This window comes from Longimicrobiales bacterium, assembly GCA_029245345.1.
In the GTDB taxonomy this organism is placed as follows: Bacteria; Gemmatimonadota; Gemmatimonadetes; order Longimicrobiales; family Gaopeijiaceae; genus CALFPJ01.
Genome location: JAQWPM010000015.1, coordinates 199,601 through 219,627 on the forward strand (window position 1 = coordinate 199,601; position 20,027 = coordinate 219,627).

Below are 20,027 nucleotides of genomic sequence, written 5' to 3' on the forward strand. Positions count from 1 at the left end.
AGGTTTGAAGGGCCCACCCCGCCCGACACCCACCCGAACACCGCGATTTTCCTTGTGAAACGTTTGATGATTCTGGCCGCCATGGCGGCAATGACGTGGACTCCCCCGCTTGCGGCTCAGGCGCCTCAGGGAGGACAACTTCTTCGATCGGGTGATGTCATCCGTCTCAACATCTGGCGAGAACCGGATATGTCGGGTGAGTACGTCATTGATGAGGCGGGCTCCGTCATTTTCCCCCGGGTGGGTGAATACTTCGTCCTTGAGGAGGACAATGCCTCGCTGGAGGCAAAGCTCCTCGCTGACTATCTGCAATATCTCCGGAATCCGTCGATCGAGGTGACCGTGCTTCGCAGGGTGAGCATCATTGGTGCGGTGAATGATCCAGGTCAAAAGTTGGTCGACCCGACCGTCACAATTGCCGACGCCCTCGCCATGGCGGGGGGTGCAACCACTCTCGGTGATCAGAACAAGATTCGTATCATCCGCGACGGCGTCATGGTCGAGGCCGAGCTGTCCGTGGACACGCGCCTTACAGACTCCACGATCCGGTCCGGAGATCAGATCTTCGTTCCTGAACGTCCTTGGCTCAGTAGAAACACCGGAGTGGTCGCCACGGGAATCAGCGCCTCCGTGGCTCTGATCATCGCCCTCTTCATTCGCTAGAAGTCATAGATTCCATGGAACAAAAGCCCACGACGCCGAACGTCGCGCATCCAGACGACCCGATCCACCTTCGTGACACCTGGAACCTCCTCATACGCAACTGGCTCGTCATTTCCGCGAGCCTGATTCTCTGCGTAGGGGCTTCAGTCGCTTACACACTTTACGTCGTCCCGGTCTACGAGTCGGTCACCACGATTCAGATCGAGGAAGAGCAGTCCAACATTCCGGTGCTGGACATCCTTCAGACCATTTCGAAGGGGAGTCAGGTCGAGACTGAGATGGAGGTGGTTCGCAGCCGTACGCTCACCGAAGGAGTGGTGGACTCGCTTGGACTTCAGGTCCAGTTGGAGGCACCCCGCGGAGTGGCGCGGGCCCTGCTCCTGGGTGCGATCTATGTCGAACGATGGGCCCCGGAAGGACTCTACGTACTCGACCGGCAGCCTGACGGCAGCTACTCGATTACCGAGCAGGAGACCCAGGCACGCGTCGGGACAGCCTCAGTCGGCGCCGCAGCGGCCGTGCCCGGGGCGACGTTTACTCTGCGCGACCCCGCGAGTGAGCACGAGCAGATCATCATTGACGTTGCACCGTTCGAGCTGGCCGTTCAGAGCCTGCGGCACACCCTCGCAGTCGTCCGTCCCAACCGCGAAGCCGCGATCATCACCGTCCGGTATGAATCGACCGATACCCAGCTGGTTCATCAAATACCGAACGCCCTGGCCAGTCGCTACATCTCGGATGGCCGACTTGTGCGCAAAGCGGAAGCGACAAGCACGGTGACCTTCCTCGAAGATCAGATCGACACCTTGTCGATTCAGCTTCGCCAGTCCGAAGAAGCCCTGACAGGGTTCCGCGAAGTCGAGCAGGTCGTAAGCCTCCAAGCCGAAGCGGACGCCCAAGTCACCAACATGTCTCGGCTCCAAGCCGATCGGAATCAGATCGAGGCAGAGCGTGATGCGCTTCAAACCATGGTCGCCGCAGTGGACCTGGAAGCGGCACTCGCAGATCCGGCCGATCCGTCCCCGTATACGAAGCTCATCTCGTTCCCGACGCTGTTCAGGAATCAAGCTGCCTCCGAAATGCTCCGAAGCCTGAACGCCGCCGTGAACGAGCGGTCGGGTCTCCTCCAGCGTCGTACGCTCCAGGACCCGGACGTCATGAACATGACGGGCCGAATCCAGGACATCGAAACCCAGCTCCGCAACACCGCGATCACGTACCTGCAGGGCCTCGAGAATCAGGTCGACGGATACGACGCGATGCTCGAGCAATTTGGTGCGGATCTCGAGAGGATTCCGGAGACCGAGGTTCAGCTGATGCGCCTTGAGCGAGAAAAGAACGTCCTGGAAGAGATCTACACGCTTCTGCAACAGCGTCTCCAAGAAGCACGCATCCTGGAAGCCGTGCAGGACGTAAGCGTCCGAGTCGTCGATCTCGCGATCCTACCGCCTGAGCCGGTAACCCCCCGCAAGGCACTCAATCTGCTTCTCGGGTTAATTCTTGGCGGGATATTTGGAGTCGGCATCGCCTTCACGCGTGAGTACATGGACGAGACCGTCCATACGCGCGAAGACATCCAAGCGGCCACCGGCGGCGCACCCATCCTCGGCATGATCCCCCGCATCCGGCAGGCAGGGTTAAACGGCAAGAGCAGCACGAGCGCCATGTCCACGATTGGTGGCGTCGGCGAACTGGGTGCGCGGCTCGTCGCCGGTCGCGATCCTCGGAACCCGGTTTCCGAAGCGTACAGGAGTCTTCGGACCAACCTGACGTTCTCGAACCCGGACAAGCCGCCCAAGATCATCGTCTTTACGAGTCCGCTCCCACAAGATGGTAAGTCGACGACTGCGGCGAACCTTGCCATCACGCTCACGCAGCAGGGCATCAAGACACTGTTGATCGATGCCGACCTTCGCCGGGGGCTCCTGCATGGTGTCTTCGGCGTGAACCGTGACCCTGGCCTGACGAATGTGTTGGCCGGCGGTGCGGCGATCTCCGAGGCGATCCAAGAGATCGACCTGCAGGAGAGTGGTAAACTCGACTTCATGTCTTCGGGTCCGTATCCGCCCAACCCGGCTGAGATCTTGGGTTCGCAGCGCATGAAGTCTCTGCTCGAAGCGCTCGATGAACGCTACGATCTCGTGCTCATCGACTCAGCCCCGCTCACCGTGGTGACGGACGCGGCAGTATTGGGAACGAAAGCGGACGGAGTGGTCCTGGTGGCCCGTGCGAACGTCACCGAGAAGGGCGCCCTGACGTATGCGGCCGAGCAGCTGCTCAACGTGCGTGCCCCGATCCTGGGCTGTGTCCTCAACGACGTGGACTATCGCCGGGACTCCCGGTACTACAGCACGTACGGGAAGTACGGGTACTACCACCACTACTACTACGGTGACGACGGCGACAAGAAGAAGAAGAAGAAGGCTTAACGCTTAACGTGCGCAGCGAAAGCAGCCTCGAGCGAGTCGCGAATGCCCGATTCAAACATCGCCGGTGCGAAACGCATTGCGTTCGCGCGACACCGGGGCGGATCAAAGGCGGACGGCTCGAAGCTACGAATCTCGCGGGCTAACCCTTCTTCCGAGGGGTCTTCATAGAGCACGCCAGTTTCGTTGTGAAGCACTGTCTCGCAGGCTCCCCCCTGCCCAAACGCGATCACCGGGCGTCCGGCGGCTTGCACCTCGACAGGCAGAATCCCGAAGTCTTCTATACCGGGGAACAACAGAGCCCAACTCGCTCCGATCAGCTCTTGGAGCTCCTCCCCTGAAACCCGGCCTACAAAGCGAACCGTAGGCCCCGCGAGCGCCTCTAGTCGCGCTCGGTCCGGGCCGTCACCGAAGACGACCAAGGGCGCACCAGCTTTGTTCGCGGCCCCAATCGCGACGTCGAGGCGTTTGTACCGCACCATCCGCCCCCCAGCCAAGAAATGTGTCCTCTCTCTAACTCGTGGCTGGAAGAGGTCAACGTCGACGGGCGGATAGACGACACGTGCTTCCCTCCCGTACGTCGTCCGTATCCGTTCTGCGACGAAATGAGAGTTCGCAACGAATGCGTGCACTCCTCTCGCGGCCGCAGAATCCACCTTGCGGAGTCTCCTCAGCACAGGTCCCCGAAGCCTCCCCGCGATCCCGCGGTTGTACTCCTCGTAGAGGTCCCACAGGTAGCGCGGGGGGGTGTGACAGTAGCACAGATGAAGCGCCCCCTGCGGTACTGACACAGCCTTCGCAAAAGCGTGACTGCTCGACACCACGAGATCTACCGGTCCCAAGTCCATTCGGCGAAAAGCCCACGGCATGAGCGGCAGAGACAGGCGATACGTCCGGCCCGCAAGCGGTAGAACGCCTAGCGCGCTAGAGCGAATGTCCTTCCCGGAAAACGCCGCCTGGGTGCGCTCGTCAGGCGCATTGTACGCGGTAAAGATGGGTGCCTGGGGGAACATCCTACACAACGCCAGCAGAACGCTCTCCGATCCTCCCCAGTTGATCAGCCACTCGTGAACCAAGGAGACTCTCAGCTGTGGGTCACTCCTCACCCTGGCCTCTGAGTACGACCGGCACATGCCGGAGCAGAATCCCGAGGTCGCCAACAAGGGACGAATTGTCCACGTACGCGAGTTCGGCCGAGGCACGAGCGGGATACTCGACTCTTTTGTGCCCCTGCGCGGTCCACAACCCGAAGATACCGGGGCGCACCGCCAGAAAATCTCCGACTCGATCCCCATACCATTCCAACTCCTCTTCAACCACAGGGCGGGGACCGACCAGCGACATCTCTCCCCTGAGTACGTTGATGAGCTGTGGGAGCTCATCAATGTGGCTGACGCGTAGGAAGCGACCAATCCGGGTAACCCGCGGGTCTTCGGCCACGGGCAGCTTGAAATCATTCTGCCTGTGGAGAGCACGAAGGTCTTCATCTTCCGCCAACCACGCCTCTGCATGCGCAACCATGGTCCGGAGCTTCAGACAGGTGAAGGTCGTGCCCCCACGCCCATAGCGTTGATGTCCGAAGATCGCCGGCCCTCGCGAGGTGAGCCGCACGGCCACCGCACACGCCGCCAGGATGGGGGCGACGGCAAGAAGGAGCAGCGAGGCAACGGCTACATCGAAGACGCGTTTCAATTCATGGAGGGGAACGGGAAGACCTGAAGAGGAACCTCGGGGCGGGACCGGATTCTAGCCCAACCAGAAAGTCCTGTCTATTGAACCCGGGCTGCATCGAGGAGCACCTGTAGCGTACCCTCCGCGGACTGATCCCATGACGACGACTCCACCGCCACGGGTCTGCCCGGACCTTCGCCTCCTCGCTGCAGGACATGCCGCACAGTCTCAGCCCACAGTGCAACGTTCAATGGCTCCACCCTCAATGTCTCTGGGGGAAGAATCTCCCGAAACGCAGGGATATCCGAAACAATCACAGGTGAGCCGCAAGCAAAGGCCTCTAACGCGGGCAGCCCAAATCCTTCCGTCGTCGAGGGGCTGAGAAAGACGGAGCATCGTAGGTACAGCTCCTGGAGTTCCGCGTCCGTGACGCGTCCAAGGTGCATGACACGATCTAGTATGCCCAACCTCAGAGCGTGTTCATTCAACTCTCCCGCATCATGAGCGTCGAAGCCTACCATGCATAGCCGGAGGTCAGGAAAGCTGTCGCTCAAACGCGCCAGCACCTCAAGCGCGACTGTGAGGTTCTTGTGTGCTGTTGGAGCCCCGACCGTGAGCAAGAACCGCGATAGGTCAGCGAAGCGACTCGGCATCTCCTCTCCGGGGGCCAGGGGCGCGAATCTCGATGACACGCCGTTATGGACCACGTGCATCCGGCGGACCACATCCGGCACGACCTGGGCGAGTGCGTTGGCGCTCGCGTGAGAAACGGTGACGACCGAAGACGCATGGGATACTGCAGATCGTAGTAGTGCCATCCCCAAGAACCTCTTCCAACCTGGGAAGCCTGCGGGGTGCCGGAACTGAATCACGTCGTGCACGGTCACCACGAGCGGCGACGGGATCGACATCATCGGCACGTCGTAGTGCGGGAAGAACCAGACATCAGGGGAGGCAACCTTCGACGCCACGACTGGCCATGACAGGTGAGACGTAAGCGAGTAAGGCCTCCCGCCCCAGTGAACCACGGACGCAATGTCCCTCGGATCCCTGCCGCTGAGCCACCCCGCAACAACGTCCTCGCTTCCCAGGAGCGTTACCCGGCTGATGCGCGGATCAAGCAGTGCCCGCGATACGATCTCCCTGATGTACCTGCCGATTCCACCAGCCATTAGGAGGCGGGCATCCATGCAGACATTCACGGTCCGATGCCTCCGAAGCTCCCCTGAACGATGGCCCGAGCTCGACCCCAATCACCAACGGCGAGATACCTCACGACTAGAAGCGAACGGCTGGCGTAGAAGCGCACGAAGAACGGAATGAGGTGTCTGGGCCCAAAATATCGGCGCATCACCCACCTGCGATTACGATCTCGCTGCCGGATCTGGAAGGGAGTCGGAGGCTCGCCCGCCGGCCGTGAATGATGGAGCACACGAGCATTAGGCTGATACAGCATACGGTAGCCCGACCGGGACAGCCTAAGGCACAACTCCGCGTCCTCCACGTACGCGAACAGCTCGTCTACGAACCCCCCCACCTCCCGCAGGGCTCGGCACGATAGCAGGAGGCAACATCCTGACATGAAGGAAACCTCTCTCGGGACGTCCACTCCAGAACGAACGTCCAACTCTCCTTCTAACCAGTGGATTCCGAGGCCACGCATAGCAGAGAAGTGGCCGCCGCCATACCAAATCCGTGCAGGATCGTGATGGTACAGAATCTTTGATGTGACCCCACCGACATCATCCCTCTCGGTTGCCGCTTCAACGAGGAACTTGATGCAAAGTCTATCGATCTCCGTGTCGTTGTTGAGTACGAGGACGTAGTCGTCACCGCGATCGATCGCGAATTGTATGCCGCGGTTGTTCCCACCCGTATAGCCACAATTCTCTTCGATCTGAATGAAATCCAGATTCGGATAGTCGCATTGTAGTCTTTCCCCAGACCCGTCCGGAGAGCCGTTGTCGACAAGTACGACATTAAGAGCCGGGTACTCCGACTGGAGAACCGACTCAAGGCACGCGCGGGTGTCTTCCTCGCCGCACCAGTTCAGAACGACGACACTGACTTTCGGGGCCTGGCTTCGTCCCAACGAGTGAGTCAACTTAGCGGTACACTTCTGGCTGAGATGGGCTACTCCATGATCCAACGTGTTCTCCTACTACTCGCGTTATCGGCGTGCGTGCCTGCGACTGTCAGGGCGCAAGACCCGGTGCCCCCGAACGAATTGCAACTCCTCCCAGGAGATTTCGTGCGCGTCGCCATTTGGCGAGAGCCCGACCTCAGTGGTGACTTCCTCGTTGACCCCACCGGCACCGTGGTCCTCCCAATGATCGGGGCTCGTACCGTAGCACATCGGCCCTGGAATGACCTGCACGCTACACTTCTGGAGGAGTTTCGAAATGAGCTTCGGAATCCCTCGATCGAACTCATACCACTTCGCCGAATCTATGTCCTCGGTCAGGTAGCCGCGCCAGGACTCTATTCAGTCGATCCCATGGTATCCCTCGCTGGAGCGGTGGCAACGGCCGGCGGGGCCGCTGAACAAGGTGATCTCCGGAAGATCCAGATCTTCAGGGAAGGAAACGCCGTTCTGGACGGCCTCACTTCGGCCGACAGACTCGCCAGTATTGGGATACGGTCCGGTGATCAGATCTTTGTCGGCCGCCTCAGCTGGGTCTCGCGAAACAGCGCCCTTCTGCTCACGGCAGGGCTCTCCGTGACCGGCATTATCGTTTCGATCATCGCACGTTAGTCTGAATCGAAACGCGGCCCTCGAAAAGAGACGCCCAGATTCAAGTTCCATGCAGTCCAGCCCAGCACAAGATTTCGATTCAGCTCGACCTGCGGACCGCCGACGATCGCGATCTCGGCCCCCTTCCGGAAGCGGACGATATCCAAGCTCACTCCGTATCTGACTGAGTTCCGCGCTGCAACTTCCGAATCCCGGGAGAGCCCAGAGAGCCAGTTCAGTCGCACTTCGCGGGTGACCTCGACGGTTGTCCGCCCCGAGGGCCGGTAGTCCTCGACCGCTACAGTCCAGCCTGATCCAGAGAAGGCTGCTGGAGCAGCGAGTAGCTGGCCGTTCAGGGTATGTCCTTGGCGCAGACCTCCGTGCTTATAACGCGCTTGGGGGCTTGGTCCGAGCGCGAGCGCCCGATCGGCGCGCTCGCTGTGGTGAAACTGAGCGCTCACGAACTCGCCACGGATCGCCGAGATACTGCCGCCCAGCGAGGTCCACGCTCGACGAAACCCAATGGAACGAACAAACAGATCATCGGGCTCCACCAAGAAGTGACGGATATCTCGTCCGTAGTCCTCTCGGACCGCCTCAGCGAAGACTTCGATCCCGGTCCCGGCCACTACCCATCGAACAAAGCCACCAGCTATCTGGTTTTCATCGAGGATGTTTCCGTCATCGGTTCCGGTGGAGATCCCTGTCGTGAACGGCTTGCCGACGTTCGACACGGCGTCAAGTCCGCCCTCCCACGGTCCTTGCACGAATCGTTCCACACCAATCTCGAGTCCCGGTAAAACATCGGATTGGAGAGTAATGACCGCCCCAGTCATGAATCGAGATCGCGCGACCGAATTCTGAACCGGAGACCAGTCGGACTGTCCCAGGTATCCGACCATGAGCTGGCCGTGCACACCAAGGACACCAGGACCAAGCGGCCGAGCGCTCTTGAGAAACACGTGTGGGAAACCCCCGGCTTCATCCCCGAGGAGCAATGGATAAGCAAGGGAGGGACCCCAAATGCGGGCCTCACTGCTGATTCCCACCGTGGTCCATGGGAGTTCAACCGAGAGCCGGGAGCTTCCAGGGGTGGCTCGCCGGTACGGGCGGTCTCCGAATCGTTGGGGCAGGTCAATCCTGTTAGGGTACCTAGGATCCCGGAACCCCTCGGGGCCATCACGTCCATTGTCGGCCAAATCGAAGCCGGCGTTCTGTGTCCAAAACACCTCGGGGGCGAATCGTAAATCCACTCCCTTCCAGCGCGCATAGACACCACCACGGGCGAAAGCCGTCAATCCGCGTCCGGCCCACAGAGCCCCATCGTTCGATCCGTACGGGAAGGTGGAATTGTAGGTGGCACCACCCTCAAACGGGACGACGCCGACCCTCAAGCCGCCATCCGCGACGGGGGGCGAGCCGAACGCTGAAGTCCAAGGATGAAGGACGCCTTCCACGGGAAGCAGCAGTCGCTCTTCGGCAGGAGAGAAGCCGCGGACCGCCCACGGATAGGCCCGTACGAGTCCAAGTGTTTGGAGGACTCTGATGTATCGCTCTCGCTCAGAGTTGACCTCAATACCTTGCCCGACATCAAACTGCGGGGTCCGAGCCTCGGCGTCCCCTGGAGAGACGAGGAGGGCCAAAACGACGGCGCAGACAACCGCCATCAAACGCGGTTTCGACGGATTTCCAGCCGCTCGCGAAAACTCGACGTCGGTGGGCACATGGGCGATTTCGCGGATCATACCCACAGGTTATCGTCTTGATCTCCTGAGAACCACCCACCACGCCGTGGTGCAACGCCTCCCTCGCAACCGTGATCTCTTTTGCGTCTCCAGAAGATCCTGCTCCTCTTGGGAGGCCTCGTTTGGGTCGAGTTGCTATCCGTTGCGGGGGCGGCGGGCCAATCCTTGGACATCCGGCCACTCGTGGGGCTGGACAGCCACGCGGCGGCCGAGCTTCGGCTCGCCCAGTTGCGTGACGAAACCGACACGCGACTGTGGCTTCTCCGGACGCCTTCGAACATTCTGCTCACCGCCCCGGGCCCTGAAGATCTCTCGATCCAAGCGTTGATCCCGGACCTACGCACGGCGTGGAACTCCGACCTCCCGTCTTCCTTCAACGACGGTGCACTCTGGGCGGGACGCGGGCTGAACACTCGGCTGCGCGCAGGTCTTATTGTCAGGTTGAAGCGGGTCTCACTTGTCGTAGCACCCGAGTTACTCACCCACCAGAATCAAGACTTCCAGACGATCCCCTTCGGCACCGAACGCGACCCGACCAGAAGCCGCTGGGCGCACCCGTACCACCCGCTCCCCGAGTCGATCGACCAGCCCCTCCGTTTCGGAAACGCCCCCTTCAATCGGGTGGTTCCGGGCCAGTCTAGCCTCACGGTGGACCTGGGCAGCCTCGCGGTGGGCGTAGCCACAGAAAACGCCTGGTGGGGACCGGGGCTCAAGAACGGAATCGTACTGAGCAACCAGGCTGCAGGGATTCCTCGCGTGTTTTTGGAAACCCGACGACCGATCGTGACAGGGGCAGGTCACTTCGAAGGCAGCTGGTTCTTGGGGCGCTTGAACGAGTCGGACTACTTCGACAACAACCCGGCCAACGACCATCGGAGCCTGAGTGCGTTGGCGGTGACCTTTAGACCCAACTTTGACCCGGGACTCACACTCGGCTTGGCCAGAGCCGTGTTTGCCCCGGTCGGGGATGGGACCGACATCCTGTCCGCAGGGCTCAACTTCCTACACAGCGTTGGAAGACCCAATTCTACCGAGGAGCCTGGAGCGAGTGCGCCCGATCAGGTCACCTCATTCTTTGGGCGGTGGGTCGTCCACGGATTTGAAGCGTATTGGGAATGGGCCCGATTTGAACAACCCGAGTCGCTCGGGGACTTCCTCGAGTTCCCACAGCACTCCCAAGGGTACACCTACGGCCTGATGTGGGCGGAACGGGAGACGCAGGGTGCTTGGTTATCCGTGGAGGCTGAATTGACCAACCTTGAGCCGAGCTCAACATGGAGGCATCGCTACGTATACAGTTCGTATTCAAGCCGCGTCGTGCCGCAGGGGTACACGCACGAGGGTCAGACCGTCGGTGCATCGATCGGGACCGGCTCGTCAAGCCAGTGGATCGCCATCGACCGTCACGACGATCAATGGCAGGCGGGGGTATTCGCAGGACGCATCCGATGGGATGCCGCGGCCCGTTTCTCCAAAGTCGTCCCCAGTCCGAAACGTGAGGACGTGTCCCTCTACTGGGGGCTCCGTGGAGGAATAGACCAAAAGGGCTGGCACCTTGGCATTGAGCTTTCCCAAGAGATGCGGTTGAATTACCTCTTCCAAGGGTTTAAGCACGACCCAGTGACCTTCCGCGCCGAGGGCGTAGATATCGCGAACACTGGCCTGATCCTCACATTGGCGAGAAACGTCGGTCCATGACCCAGTCTGAAATGGAAGGACCCCGGGGGCACGAGGGGGAGGGACTGACGCTCCCGCAACTCATGCGGCGACTCGTGAGTCATTGGAAGATGATGATCGCCGTGTCCGTCCTTGTGATGGTGGCTGTCATCGCCGGGACCCTGCTCGTTGCACCGCGTTACCGAAGCACCGTCGTGCTGCGCATCATGGACCTCGATCCGAATTCGCTTTCACTCGGCGGGCAACTCAGCGGGATCCCAGGCGGAGACCTCCTAGGTCTTGGCCGGGACGACCTCGAGACCGAAGTCGGCGTCCTCCGCAGTTGGCGGGTTTCGCAGGCGGTCGTCGACTCGCTGTCCCTTATGGTCCACCTCTCGAAGCCCGTGGGAGTAAGGGCCGACCTGTTCGCAGTCACGAGGCACGGAGACGCAGACCGACACGGGCGCGTGACGCTTCGGCATGACGGCCAAGGCACGTACTCCGCCGTGTTTAAGGAGAAACGCGAAGACGAGGCAGATCTCGGCTCGGTCAGCCCCAGCGGGACACTCGACTTCGCCGGGTACCGAATCACCCTCGCAGAGGCCCCGCCATCCGATGAGGGCGAATGGCCCAACACCATCCGCATTGACCTCTTGCCCCGCTACGAGGCGATCGACCGTCTCCGGGAGGACCTCGAGATTCGGGAACAGGAGGGTGGATCTCGCCTCGTAAACATCGCCTACACGATTCCAGATCGATATCTCGCGGCCGCCGTCGTCAATCGAATCGCAGATGAATATATCGCGTACAAGGTCACCGCTGAGCGCAGTGACGCCCGATACACGGTCGCCGAGTTGTCAGAACAACTCGCCGAACAAGCCACACGGCTGGTGGCGGCGGAGGAACAGCTCCGCACGTACCAAGAGCGCACACTCATTGTCGCTCCCGAAGAGGAAGCGATTCAACAGATCAAACGGATCGCTCAACTGCAGCTCGGGGATGATGCCTCGCGTGTGGAGCGTGAGTCTCTCGCGGAGCTGCTGGCATTGATTGATGCAGGCGCAGCGACTCTGGGCGACAGTCAGCGGGTGGACTCCGACGCGTATCGCCGCCTCGTGACGTTCCCGACGCTCATATCCAACGGCGCGATCCAAGATCTCCTCACGGTGCTGTTGGAACTCGAAAACGAACGCGCCGAACTGCTGGGACGCAGAACCCCAGAGAACTCGGACGTCCGGCAGCTGACGGGTCGTATCCAGGAGATCGAGCATCAACTCCACACGCTCGGCACTGACTATCTCTCGAGCCTTGATGGCCAAATCGCTGCCACCGGGGAGGCTCTGGCGCGCCTGAACGCTGAACTCGAAGCCCTTCCTGAGAGAGAAATGCAGTACCTCAGGCTCTTCCGTGACCGCACAGTACTCAGCGAGGGGTACGTCCTGCTTCAGCAACAACTCCGGCTCGCGGAAGTCCAAGACGCGATCAAGACGGAGGGTGTGCGCCGCGTGGATGAAGGGCTGGTCGCGCACAAGGACAATCCGGAGTTCCCCAAGCCACTTGTGAATCTCGCTCTGGGCCTGATCCTGGCTGGCACGCTGAGCGTGGGAAGCGCTCTTGCGCGTGATCTGTGGGAGGCGTGACGGGGACCTAGGACTTCGCGACGCGGAACGTCACTGACTTCTGCTGGCCGGGCTCGAGGAGGATGCCGTCCAAGAAACTCGTGCCACGACCCTGCACCACCGTGTACCCGGGGGGCGGCGTCACCCTAACACCAAGCTCTATTCGACAGCCCACAGAGGTAAAGGTGTAGGCCCCCGCTTCTCCGGTAGTCGCTTCAGCTAGGACCCCCGTGCTCACGAAAAGGGTCAATGCAGCACCAGAGACCGGATCTCCGGCTTGGTCTGTGACGTGAGCGATGACGGTCCCCACGCACCGTGAAATCGAGAAGGAAGCTGACTCCTCCCCTCCCCTGGACAGGAGCAACCCGTCCACGAAGCTCGTTCCCCGTCCCGCCGGCACGTCCCAACCGTACTCTGGCTTGATGGCCACCCCGAGATCACCACACGCCACACCGGCAAAGGTCGCCGTGCCATCTGGGCTGGTGAGCCCCTCGGCAAGCACCCCCGCCCCCGAGTACAACACGACGGGGTAGTTCGCCACAGGCGTCCCACCGGTTTGAACATGGGCGACGATCTTCCCAAGGCAGGGGGTCAATTCGAGCCGGACCGACTCGACGTGGCCTTCTTCCATGAGGATTCCGTCGTGGACTACGTCGTACTCTTCAGCTCCACGAAACGACTCGGGAAGTACAGCACCCACTGCCCAATGCCCAAAGGCAACATCCCGAAACTCGATTTTGCCTGCGCCGTTGCTCATCCCCTGTGCGACGGTCCCAGTCGGGGAGCGTAAGGACACCTCTATGTCGGGAAGCGGCACGCCTACACCATCTACAATCGAGACCTCAACGACGCCCGGACCAACCTTCAAAAATCGGAACGTGGCCTCAGCGGCACCGCCCTCCATCAACGCGATGCCGTCAACGGTGGTGGTGCTCGATCCCCCCTCGAGTTCCTCCGGCCTCACGAACCCTTCTGGAGGCTCTGCGTACACTCCATAGTTATTCGGAGGCACGAAGCTGAACGTGTGGCGGCCGTCTGGCCCAGTCTCGCCGTCCGCCATCGCCCGCTCGCCTATATAAAGAACCAGTCGGGCACCGGGAACCGGATCGCCAGAGGTCCGCGTCGCCTGAACGGTGATCTCACCGTACTCGACCGCGTCACTCACAATTTCGGCGCACGCCGAGAGTGTGCACGTGATCAGCGCGAGGCAGAGAGTACGCATCAGCTGTCGGCCGTCACGGCGATGTCCCCTGTAGGTACCGTCGGGACGGTCAAAGCCATCCAGGCGAGGGCCAACACGAACCAGAAGACGGGTTCAGCCAGAGACTGATAGAAGACGTTGAACACGGCGATCCCGGCGATCAGGGGACGAAATGGACCTGGAATGACGACTGGCACCCCCACGAGCAGCAGCCCAACGAGGAGCGCAATCGCACCCGCCTCCGCCGCCAGAGTAACATACATCGAGTGGAAGTTTCCATATTTGTTTCCAGGAAATACGTCCTGAAGCAGCAAGTAGGAATTCCCATACCCTACTCCGGTGGCCGCCCGTTTCACGGACGATGTGGCCTCCTTCGCGCCTCGCTCGAGTAGGCGCAGGTGATCTTGGGAGGACCCCTCGTCGATCGAAAAGCGCGACTCCAACGGGGCCAACCATCGTGCGGCACTTTCCCTGGACGGTGGGCTCGCCAGCAGGAATCCCGCGGTAAGCGCCAGACCTGCCAAAGATGCCAGCACCGTTCCCGGACGGACACGAACGGAGCGATCCGCGACCAGCGCGACCACTGCGGTAACAGCCAATGCCAGGAGGTTCGAACGCGAGAGGGTGAAGGAGAGCAAGAGGACGCCCACAGCCACCCATCCGGTCTTCACGCGTCCGGGCATTCCCCACCGCGCAATGATGAAGGTGTACACAAGCAGGACAAGTCCAGCCCGGTTGGGGTCGGCGACTTGCCCCGATAACCGAGGGACAAAGCCAGCGTAGGTAGCGGCTGCCAAGTCGATCGACACCGGGCCGAACGCGAGAGGCGGCGGGCTACCGGCGAAGAAGGCCCATACTTCAGCGACATTGAACACCAACGCCAACGCCACCCCCAACTTGGCGCCGGCTACGAGCACGCGGTAGCGATCTGTCCTCTGGGTGAGGACGAAGGCCATGAGCACGCCGCCCAACGCCAGCGCCACAAGCAGCACCGAACGCCGAGCCGACGAGGGGGGATCCGTCGCCAAGAACGTGGACACCAACGCGATCGACAGGAAGGCGCATAAGAGCGCCCCGTACCCCACACCCCAACCGGAAAGGGAGACGCGTCGCCGAAGACCCGCGCCCCATACGGCAAAGACGGTGAGATAGACGGGCGTCAACACTAGGAAGGGAGTGAGTACAAAGCTCGCGCGCCCTCCAACAAGGTCGATCCGGTCTGCGGCAAGTACCGCGACCCACAGCGCAAACAACACGCCGGTGACCCCGATTCCACGCTCCTTAGACATGTCTTCTCGGCAGATGTGACGAAGGGACGACGGCCCCACGGGTGGTCACGGTACGTCGAGGCAAGCTAGACCTCAACCGTTGACTGCTAGGCCCAACCCGAGGGCCCAATTAGTTTGTGCGATGCCCGAAGAGCACCTCGAAGAAGTGAAATCGCCGACGCCGTCTGAACGACTCTCTCGGATCAGGCGCAACCCTGTGGCCCGCGACGCGGCGGTTCTTTACCTCGCGCATGCCCTGGCGTTGTTGGTCCCGCTCGCCACCATCCCGTACCTCGCTCGGGTACTGGGTCCCCAGGGCTGGGGGCTAGTCGTGTTCTCCCAATCTCTGGGCGCGTGGCTGGCGTTGGTCATCGAGTATGGGTTCGACCTGTCGGGTACGCGTGAGATCGCCCGGCACCGGGACGACCACGGACATGTCGCTCGGACAGTCGCCGGGGTGCAGGGAGCGAAGTTGCTCGTTTGTAGCGCACTCGTGGGCCTGATCGTGCTCCTGCGCTCGGTCCCGGCATTCGCCGCTGAGCCGCGACTGCTCTGGTGGGCCACGGCGTTTGCGCTCGCGAGGGGAGTCAGCCCCGCCTGGTATTTCTTTGGTGTTGAGCGACTCCGACTCCCTGCGCTGATGGAGAGTGCCGCCAAGGTCACCGCAGCGGCGGGAATCTTCTTGCTCATTCGCGAACCCGGTGACGGCTGGAAGGTGCTGGCTCTACAAGCCGTCACCATGGGCACTGTAGTTCTGGTAATGACGTTCATGATGTACCGGCGAGTTGCGTTGCTGCGGCCACGCTTGAACGAGGCGGTCCGCACGTTACGGGAGGGGGTGGGAGTTTTCGTATTCAGGAGTGCTTCCGGCGTCTACTTGCAGGCAAATGGGTTCATTCTCGGTCTCCTCGCGGCACCGAGCGCAGTCGCCTTCTTTGGCGGGGCGGAAAAGATCGTGAGAGCGGGAGTGAACCTTTTCCAGCCCCTCTCACAGACGCTTTTTCCTCGAATCAGTCATCTCGCCGTCAGAGACAACGCTGCTGCTGCCCGCACCCTCAGGGTGGGCATGGTCATTATGGGGGCGATGGGTCTCGCACTGATGCTCACACTATTCATGGGCGCCCCCTTCTTGGTAAACCTGCTCTTGGGGCCCGGCTACGACGAGGCCGTTCCACTGGTGCGGTTACTCGCCCTGCTCCCACCCATAATCGCGGTCGGCACGATGTTCGGAATTCAGTGGGCGCTCCCCGCAGGACTCGAGCGGCCATTCTATTTACTCGTCGTCGCAGCGGGTCTGGTGAACATCGCGATGGCGTTCGTCTTGGTACCCAGACTGGGTGCCTTCGGCATGGGCCTCGGAGTCGTCACCGCAGAGTTATTGGTCGCGCTCGGACTTCTGGTGGTGTTCCGGAATCGCAGCGGCCGATTCTGGCCTCTCACGTTCCCGGTCTCAAAGGCAGGCAAGCCCGGTGACCCTGGAAGCCGGAAAGCAGGTCCATGACTGAGTCGTCGAGGGTGGGCATCGTGCTCTCAGTGCACAACGGCGCCGCCTATCTCGAAGAACAGGTGGAGAGCATTCGAGCGCAAACCCATGAGAAGTGGCGACTGTGGATCAGGGACGACGGATCCACAGACGGCACCGCTGAACTGGCGCATAGGCTCGCGGCGCATGACGAACGAGTACTGCTGGTCCGCGACGACGCCCAGCGTCTAGGAGCTGGACCAAGCTTCGGAACGCTCCTTCAAAGCCTTCCCGGAGGCGTGGACTACGTGTTCTGCTGCGACGCGGACGACGTGTGGTTCCCGGATAAGATCGAGCGCAGCCTAGATGTCATGGGTGAGGCGGAGGCGGAGGGCCCTGCACCCGTGCTCGTGCATTCGGATCTCCAGGTCGCTGATTCGGCTTTGGACGTGATCCACGATTCATATTGGGAGCTCGTCGGCATCAACCCCGAAGACACGTCCTTTCCGGGCCTCTTTGTGCACAATGTGGCGACCGGGCCAACCATTCTCATGAATCGAGAACTGTTCGAACGGGTCACGCCGATTCCTGAGGAGGCCGTATACCAGGATTGGTGGATAACGATCGTGGCTGCGGCAGTCGGAAGAATCGTTGCCATCCCGGAGCCGACGGTGACGTATCGGCGCCACGATTCGAACACGACCGCGGAGTTGACCGGACCCATTCAGAGCATCGGTGCGGGACTCCAACGGCTGGGACGGTTCAAGGAAAGTACCCACGCCATGAGGCGCTGGATCGAGGCGTCTGCTCTCCAAACCCAGGTCTTCTTGCCTCGGTTTGGTGACCGGCTCGCTCCCGATGTTGTTAGGGCAGCCCAAGAGATCGCGACTATCCCAAACGCCAATCTCCTCGGGCGCAAACGTCTCCTCCTCCGCTACTTCACCTCAAAGAATCTCGGACTCCTGCGAAGCCTGAGCATCCTAGTGCGGGGCTAGCGACGCCACCACGAAGCGTTGTCTATGTACCAAGCCACGGTCTCCCGGAGACCCGCTGGAAAAGCCACCGATGGTGACCATTCTAGCTCCTCACGGGCTTTCGTAGTGTCGATCGCATAACGTCGATCATGACCCAGGCGATCTGTCACATGCTCAATACGACCCGCCGGCTTATCGAGAGCTCTTAGCACCTCAGTCACAACATCGAGGTTGGTTCGTTCTTCCTCCCCGCCGAAATTGTAAACCTGCCCGGCCTTCCCTGAGCCCGCCGCCGCGACCAGGCCATGACAATGGTCGTCAACGTGGATCCAATCCCTCACATTCAGCCCGTCCCCATAGACCGGGAGGCTGCGGTCCTCGAGGGCGTGGGTGATCATGAGCGGAATCAGTTTTTCAGGAAATTGGTATGGCCCGTAATTGTTCGAGCAACGGGTCACGACCACGTCCATTCCATGCGTCGCGTGATACGCGAGGGCCAGGTGGTCACCCCCCGCTTTTGACGCGGAATAGGGCGACCGAGGTGAAAGTGCTGTGTCCTCGGTGAATCGATGCCTGCGCCCGTCGGGGTCACCCGGAGCGAACCAAGGCAGCTCCCCATAGACCTCGTCGGTCGACACCTGAACGAAGCGCCCGACGCCTTCCTCGAGCGCGGCCGCAAGAAGTACCTGCGTACCCATCACGTTCGTCCGCACGAAGGGCATACCGGCCTGAATGGAACGGTCGACGTGTGACTCGGCCGCAAGATGAAAGACGGTATCGATCCCGGTCATAACCCCCTGTACGATCTCCGGGTCACAGATATCACCCCGTACGAAACGATATCGCTCGTCGGACGAAACATCTGTGAGGCTCTCCAAATTCCCGGCGTACGTCAGAGCGTCGAGGACGACGATTTCGACATCCGCCTCTGCGGCGAGAAGGTGCCGCACGAGATTCGACCCAATGAAGCCGGCGCCACCGGTGACGAGATACTTCACCCGTCGCTCGCAGAAAGCGGGCTGCCAGAGAGCACCGGATTGTTTTCCTCTTGAGCCACGAGTGTCGAAGCGCGGAACAGGGACTCGACGGTTCCGGCATCGGTCCACCATCCATCTACCATGTAGTGGCTCAGCGCGCCACGCTTGAGGTAAGCATTATTCACATCGGTGATCTCAAGCTCCCCGCGCTTCGACGGTTCAAGCCCTGAGATGATGTCAAACACGGAGGGGTCGTAGAAATAACAACCTGTGACCGCCAACTTCCCCGACGGAACAGATGGCTTTTCAATGATCTCGACGATGCGTTCGTCTTCCATCCGGGCCACGCCGAAGCGCTCGGGATCCGGCACCTGTTTCAGGAGCACCATGGCTCCGTCAGGCTTCTCTCGGAATGCCTCGACCGCGCTCCGGATCGGATGCTGGAAGATGTTGTCACCGAGAACAACGGCCAGCGGCTCGCCGGCGGCGAAGTGTCGGGCAAGTCCCAGCGCCTGTGCGATCCCTCCCTCTTCTTCCTGGTAGGCATAACGCAGGTCTCTTAGGCCGAACTCGCGTCCGTTCCGAAGGAGTCGAAGAAAGTCCCCAGCGCTCCCACCACCCGTCACGATAAGGACGTCCTCGATGCCAGCATAAGCCAACTGCTGGAGCGGATAATAGATCATCGGCCGATCGTAGACCGGCAGCAGGTGCTTGTTCGTGATGCGCGTCATAGGGAGGAGGCGCGTGCCTAGTCCACCAGCCAGAATAACACCCTTCACACTCTTGCCTCCTTGAGAAAACCCGCGAGGGCGCGCTTCCAATGCGGCAGATCCCTTCCTAGGCACATCTCCGTACCTGCTATGTCAAGCGCCGAGAAGGCCGGACGGGCCGCTACAGCCCCCCAGTCGGTCGTGGAGACACGTGCGGGGGCGGTGTACCCCTTCAACCTGAGTGCCTCGCTCGCCAAGTCGTGCCAGCTGGCGACCCCAGAATTGGCAGCATGGAACACGCCCGTGACTCCCAGCTCCATCAAGCCCGCTAGAGTTTCAGCAAGGTCAGCGGTCCAGGTCGGCCCGCCGAATTGGTCATCGACAACTCGGAGTTCACCACCCTCACCCGCAAGGCGAAGCACCGTCGAAACAAAGTTCCTACCCCCGCTCCCAAAGAGCCACCCGGATCGGACAACAAGTGAATTCCGAGCGTGCTCAAGAGTCACGAGTTCACCTGCCCGTTTCGATGCGCCATACACTGAAAGAGGGTTGGTTGGATCATCAGGGAGGTAGGGCGTGCCCTTGGCCCCATCGAAGACGAAATCTGTACTGACATAGACCATTCGGGCCCCCACACCCGTCGACGCGATTGCTACGTTTTGTGTACCGTCCACGTTAACCTGATTCGCAATCTCTGGTTCTTCTTCGGCTCGATCCACGGCTGTGTAGGCCGCGCAATGCAGCACAACGTCGGGCTTGATGGTGGAGAGCGTGAGTTCGACAGCCTCCGGGTCCGTTACGTCCAGTGACGACCTCGGATAGGCGTCGACTTGCCATCCTCGCCTCTCGCATACAGTGCACAGATCTTTCGCAAGCATGCCGCCGGCACCGGTGATGAATACCTTCATTCAGTCCCCTTAC

Annotated in this window: 17 protein-coding genes; 7 read left to right on the forward strand and 10 right to left on the reverse strand. The window is 61.0% G+C overall.

Annotation, left to right across the window (positions count from 1 at the left end):
* The first annotated feature begins 54 nt into the window (after positions 1-54).
* Both P8L30_08890 and P8L30_08895 read left to right on the forward strand, forming a co-directional pair.
* On the forward strand, positions 55-663 hold the full coding sequence (locus P8L30_08890; GenBank protein MDG2240305.1) for a polysaccharide biosynthesis/export family protein: 609 nt from the start codon (positions 55-57) through the stop codon (positions 661-663).
* Positions 664-677: 14 nt separating this feature from the next.
* The gene (locus P8L30_08895) at positions 678-3,092 is read left to right on the forward strand and encodes a polysaccharide biosynthesis tyrosine autokinase (protein MDG2240306.1); all 2,415 of its coding nucleotides are present in this window, start codon (positions 678-680) and stop codon (positions 3,090-3,092) included.
* Here P8L30_08895 and P8L30_08900 read toward each other — a convergent pair.
* The 4 genes from P8L30_08900 to P8L30_08915 form a co-directional block, all read right to left on the reverse strand.
* Positions 3,089-4,195 carry a glycosyltransferase gene (locus P8L30_08900; GenBank protein MDG2240307.1) on the reverse strand — a complete coding sequence of 369 codons (1,107 nt, stop codon included), beginning with the start codon at positions 4,193-4,195 and terminating at the stop codon, positions 3,089-3,091. The genes P8L30_08895 and P8L30_08900 overlap by 4 nt on opposite strands.
* On the reverse strand, positions 4,185-4,781 hold the full coding sequence (locus P8L30_08905) for a sugar transferase (GenBank protein ID MDG2240308.1): 597 nt from the start codon (positions 4,779-4,781) through the stop codon (positions 4,185-4,187). Before P8L30_08905 ends, P8L30_08900 begins: the two co-directional genes overlap by 11 nt.
* A gap of 77 nt (positions 4,782-4,858) precedes the next feature.
* Positions 4,859-5,962 (reverse strand): glycosyltransferase family 1 protein, encoded by a 1,104-nt coding sequence (locus P8L30_08910; GenBank protein ID MDG2240309.1) that lies wholly within the window; start codon positions 5,960-5,962, stop codon positions 4,859-4,861.
* On the reverse strand, positions 5,959-6,852 hold the full coding sequence (locus P8L30_08915; protein MDG2240310.1) for a glycosyltransferase family 2 protein: 894 nt from the start codon (positions 6,850-6,852) through the stop codon (positions 5,959-5,961). The genes P8L30_08910 and P8L30_08915 overlap by 4 nt, the downstream gene beginning before the upstream one ends.
* Before the next feature lie 48 nt (positions 6,853-6,900).
* Between P8L30_08915 and P8L30_08920 the strand changes: the two genes are divergently transcribed.
* Positions 6,901-7,515, forward strand: a complete 615-nt coding sequence (locus tag P8L30_08920) for a polysaccharide biosynthesis/export family protein (protein ID MDG2240311.1) — start codon at positions 6,901-6,903, stop codon at positions 7,513-7,515.
* Here the strand turns inward: P8L30_08920 and P8L30_08925 are convergent.
* A complete protein-coding gene (locus tag P8L30_08925) occupies positions 7,512-9,239 on the reverse strand; it encodes a hypothetical protein (protein MDG2240312.1) in 1,728 nt (575 codons plus the stop codon). The two genes, P8L30_08920 and P8L30_08925, sit on opposite strands and share 4 nt — an antisense overlap.
* 81 nt (positions 9,240-9,320) lie before the next feature.
* Between P8L30_08925 and P8L30_08930 the strand changes: the two genes are divergently transcribed.
* Both P8L30_08930 and P8L30_08935 read left to right on the forward strand, forming a co-directional pair.
* Entirely contained in the window at positions 9,321-10,937 is a 1,617-nt protein-coding gene (locus P8L30_08930) for a capsule assembly Wzi family protein (GenBank protein ID MDG2240313.1), read from the forward strand.
* A complete protein-coding gene (locus P8L30_08935) occupies positions 10,934-12,535 on the forward strand; it encodes a GNVR domain-containing protein (protein MDG2240314.1) in 1,602 nt (533 codons plus the stop codon). The genes P8L30_08930 and P8L30_08935 overlap by 4 nt, the downstream gene beginning before the upstream one ends.
* A 7-nt stretch (positions 12,536-12,542) precedes the next feature.
* Here the strand turns inward: P8L30_08935 and P8L30_08940 are convergent, their stop codons facing one another.
* Together P8L30_08940 and P8L30_08945 are read right to left on the reverse strand one after the other, a co-directional pair.
* A complete protein-coding gene (locus P8L30_08940) occupies positions 12,543-13,736 on the reverse strand; it encodes a carboxypeptidase-like regulatory domain-containing protein (protein MDG2240315.1) in 1,194 nt (397 codons plus the stop codon).
* Positions 13,736-15,004 (reverse strand): hypothetical protein, encoded by a 1,269-nt coding sequence (locus P8L30_08945; protein ID MDG2240316.1) that lies wholly within the window; start codon positions 15,002-15,004, stop codon positions 13,736-13,738. The genes P8L30_08940 and P8L30_08945 overlap by 1 nt, the downstream gene beginning before the upstream one ends.
* A gap of 121 nt (positions 15,005-15,125) precedes the next feature.
* On the opposite strand from P8L30_08945, the gene P8L30_08950 reads away from it, so the two are divergent.
* Positions 15,126-16,484, forward strand: a complete 1,359-nt coding sequence (locus P8L30_08950) for an oligosaccharide flippase family protein (GenBank protein MDG2240317.1) — start codon at positions 15,126-15,128, stop codon at positions 16,482-16,484.
* A complete protein-coding gene (locus tag P8L30_08955; GenBank protein ID MDG2240318.1) occupies positions 16,481-17,440 on the forward strand; it encodes a glycosyltransferase family 2 protein in 960 nt (319 codons plus the stop codon). Before P8L30_08950 ends, P8L30_08955 begins: the two co-directional genes overlap by 4 nt.
* On the opposite strand, the gene rfbB is transcribed toward P8L30_08955, so the two are convergent.
* From rfbB to rfbD, 3 genes are read right to left on the reverse strand one after another with little or no spacing between them, the layout of a single operon-like run.
* Positions 17,437-18,417, reverse strand: a complete 981-nt coding sequence (gene rfbB / locus P8L30_08960) for a dTDP-glucose 4,6-dehydratase (GenBank protein ID MDG2240319.1) — start codon at positions 18,415-18,417, stop codon at positions 17,437-17,439. The two genes, P8L30_08955 and rfbB, sit on opposite strands and share 4 nt — an antisense overlap.
* Positions 18,414-19,175 (reverse strand): sugar phosphate nucleotidyltransferase, encoded by a 762-nt coding sequence (locus P8L30_08965; GenBank protein ID MDG2240320.1) that lies wholly within the window; start codon positions 19,173-19,175, stop codon positions 18,414-18,416. Before P8L30_08965 ends, rfbB begins: the two co-directional genes overlap by 4 nt.
* Complete coding sequence (gene rfbD / locus P8L30_08970) at positions 19,172-20,014, reverse strand: dTDP-4-dehydrorhamnose reductase (GenBank protein ID MDG2240321.1); 843 nt, start codon at positions 20,012-20,014, stop codon at positions 19,172-19,174. The genes P8L30_08965 and rfbD overlap by 4 nt, the downstream gene beginning before the upstream one ends.
* Between the last annotated feature and the right edge of the window lie 13 nt (positions 20,015-20,027).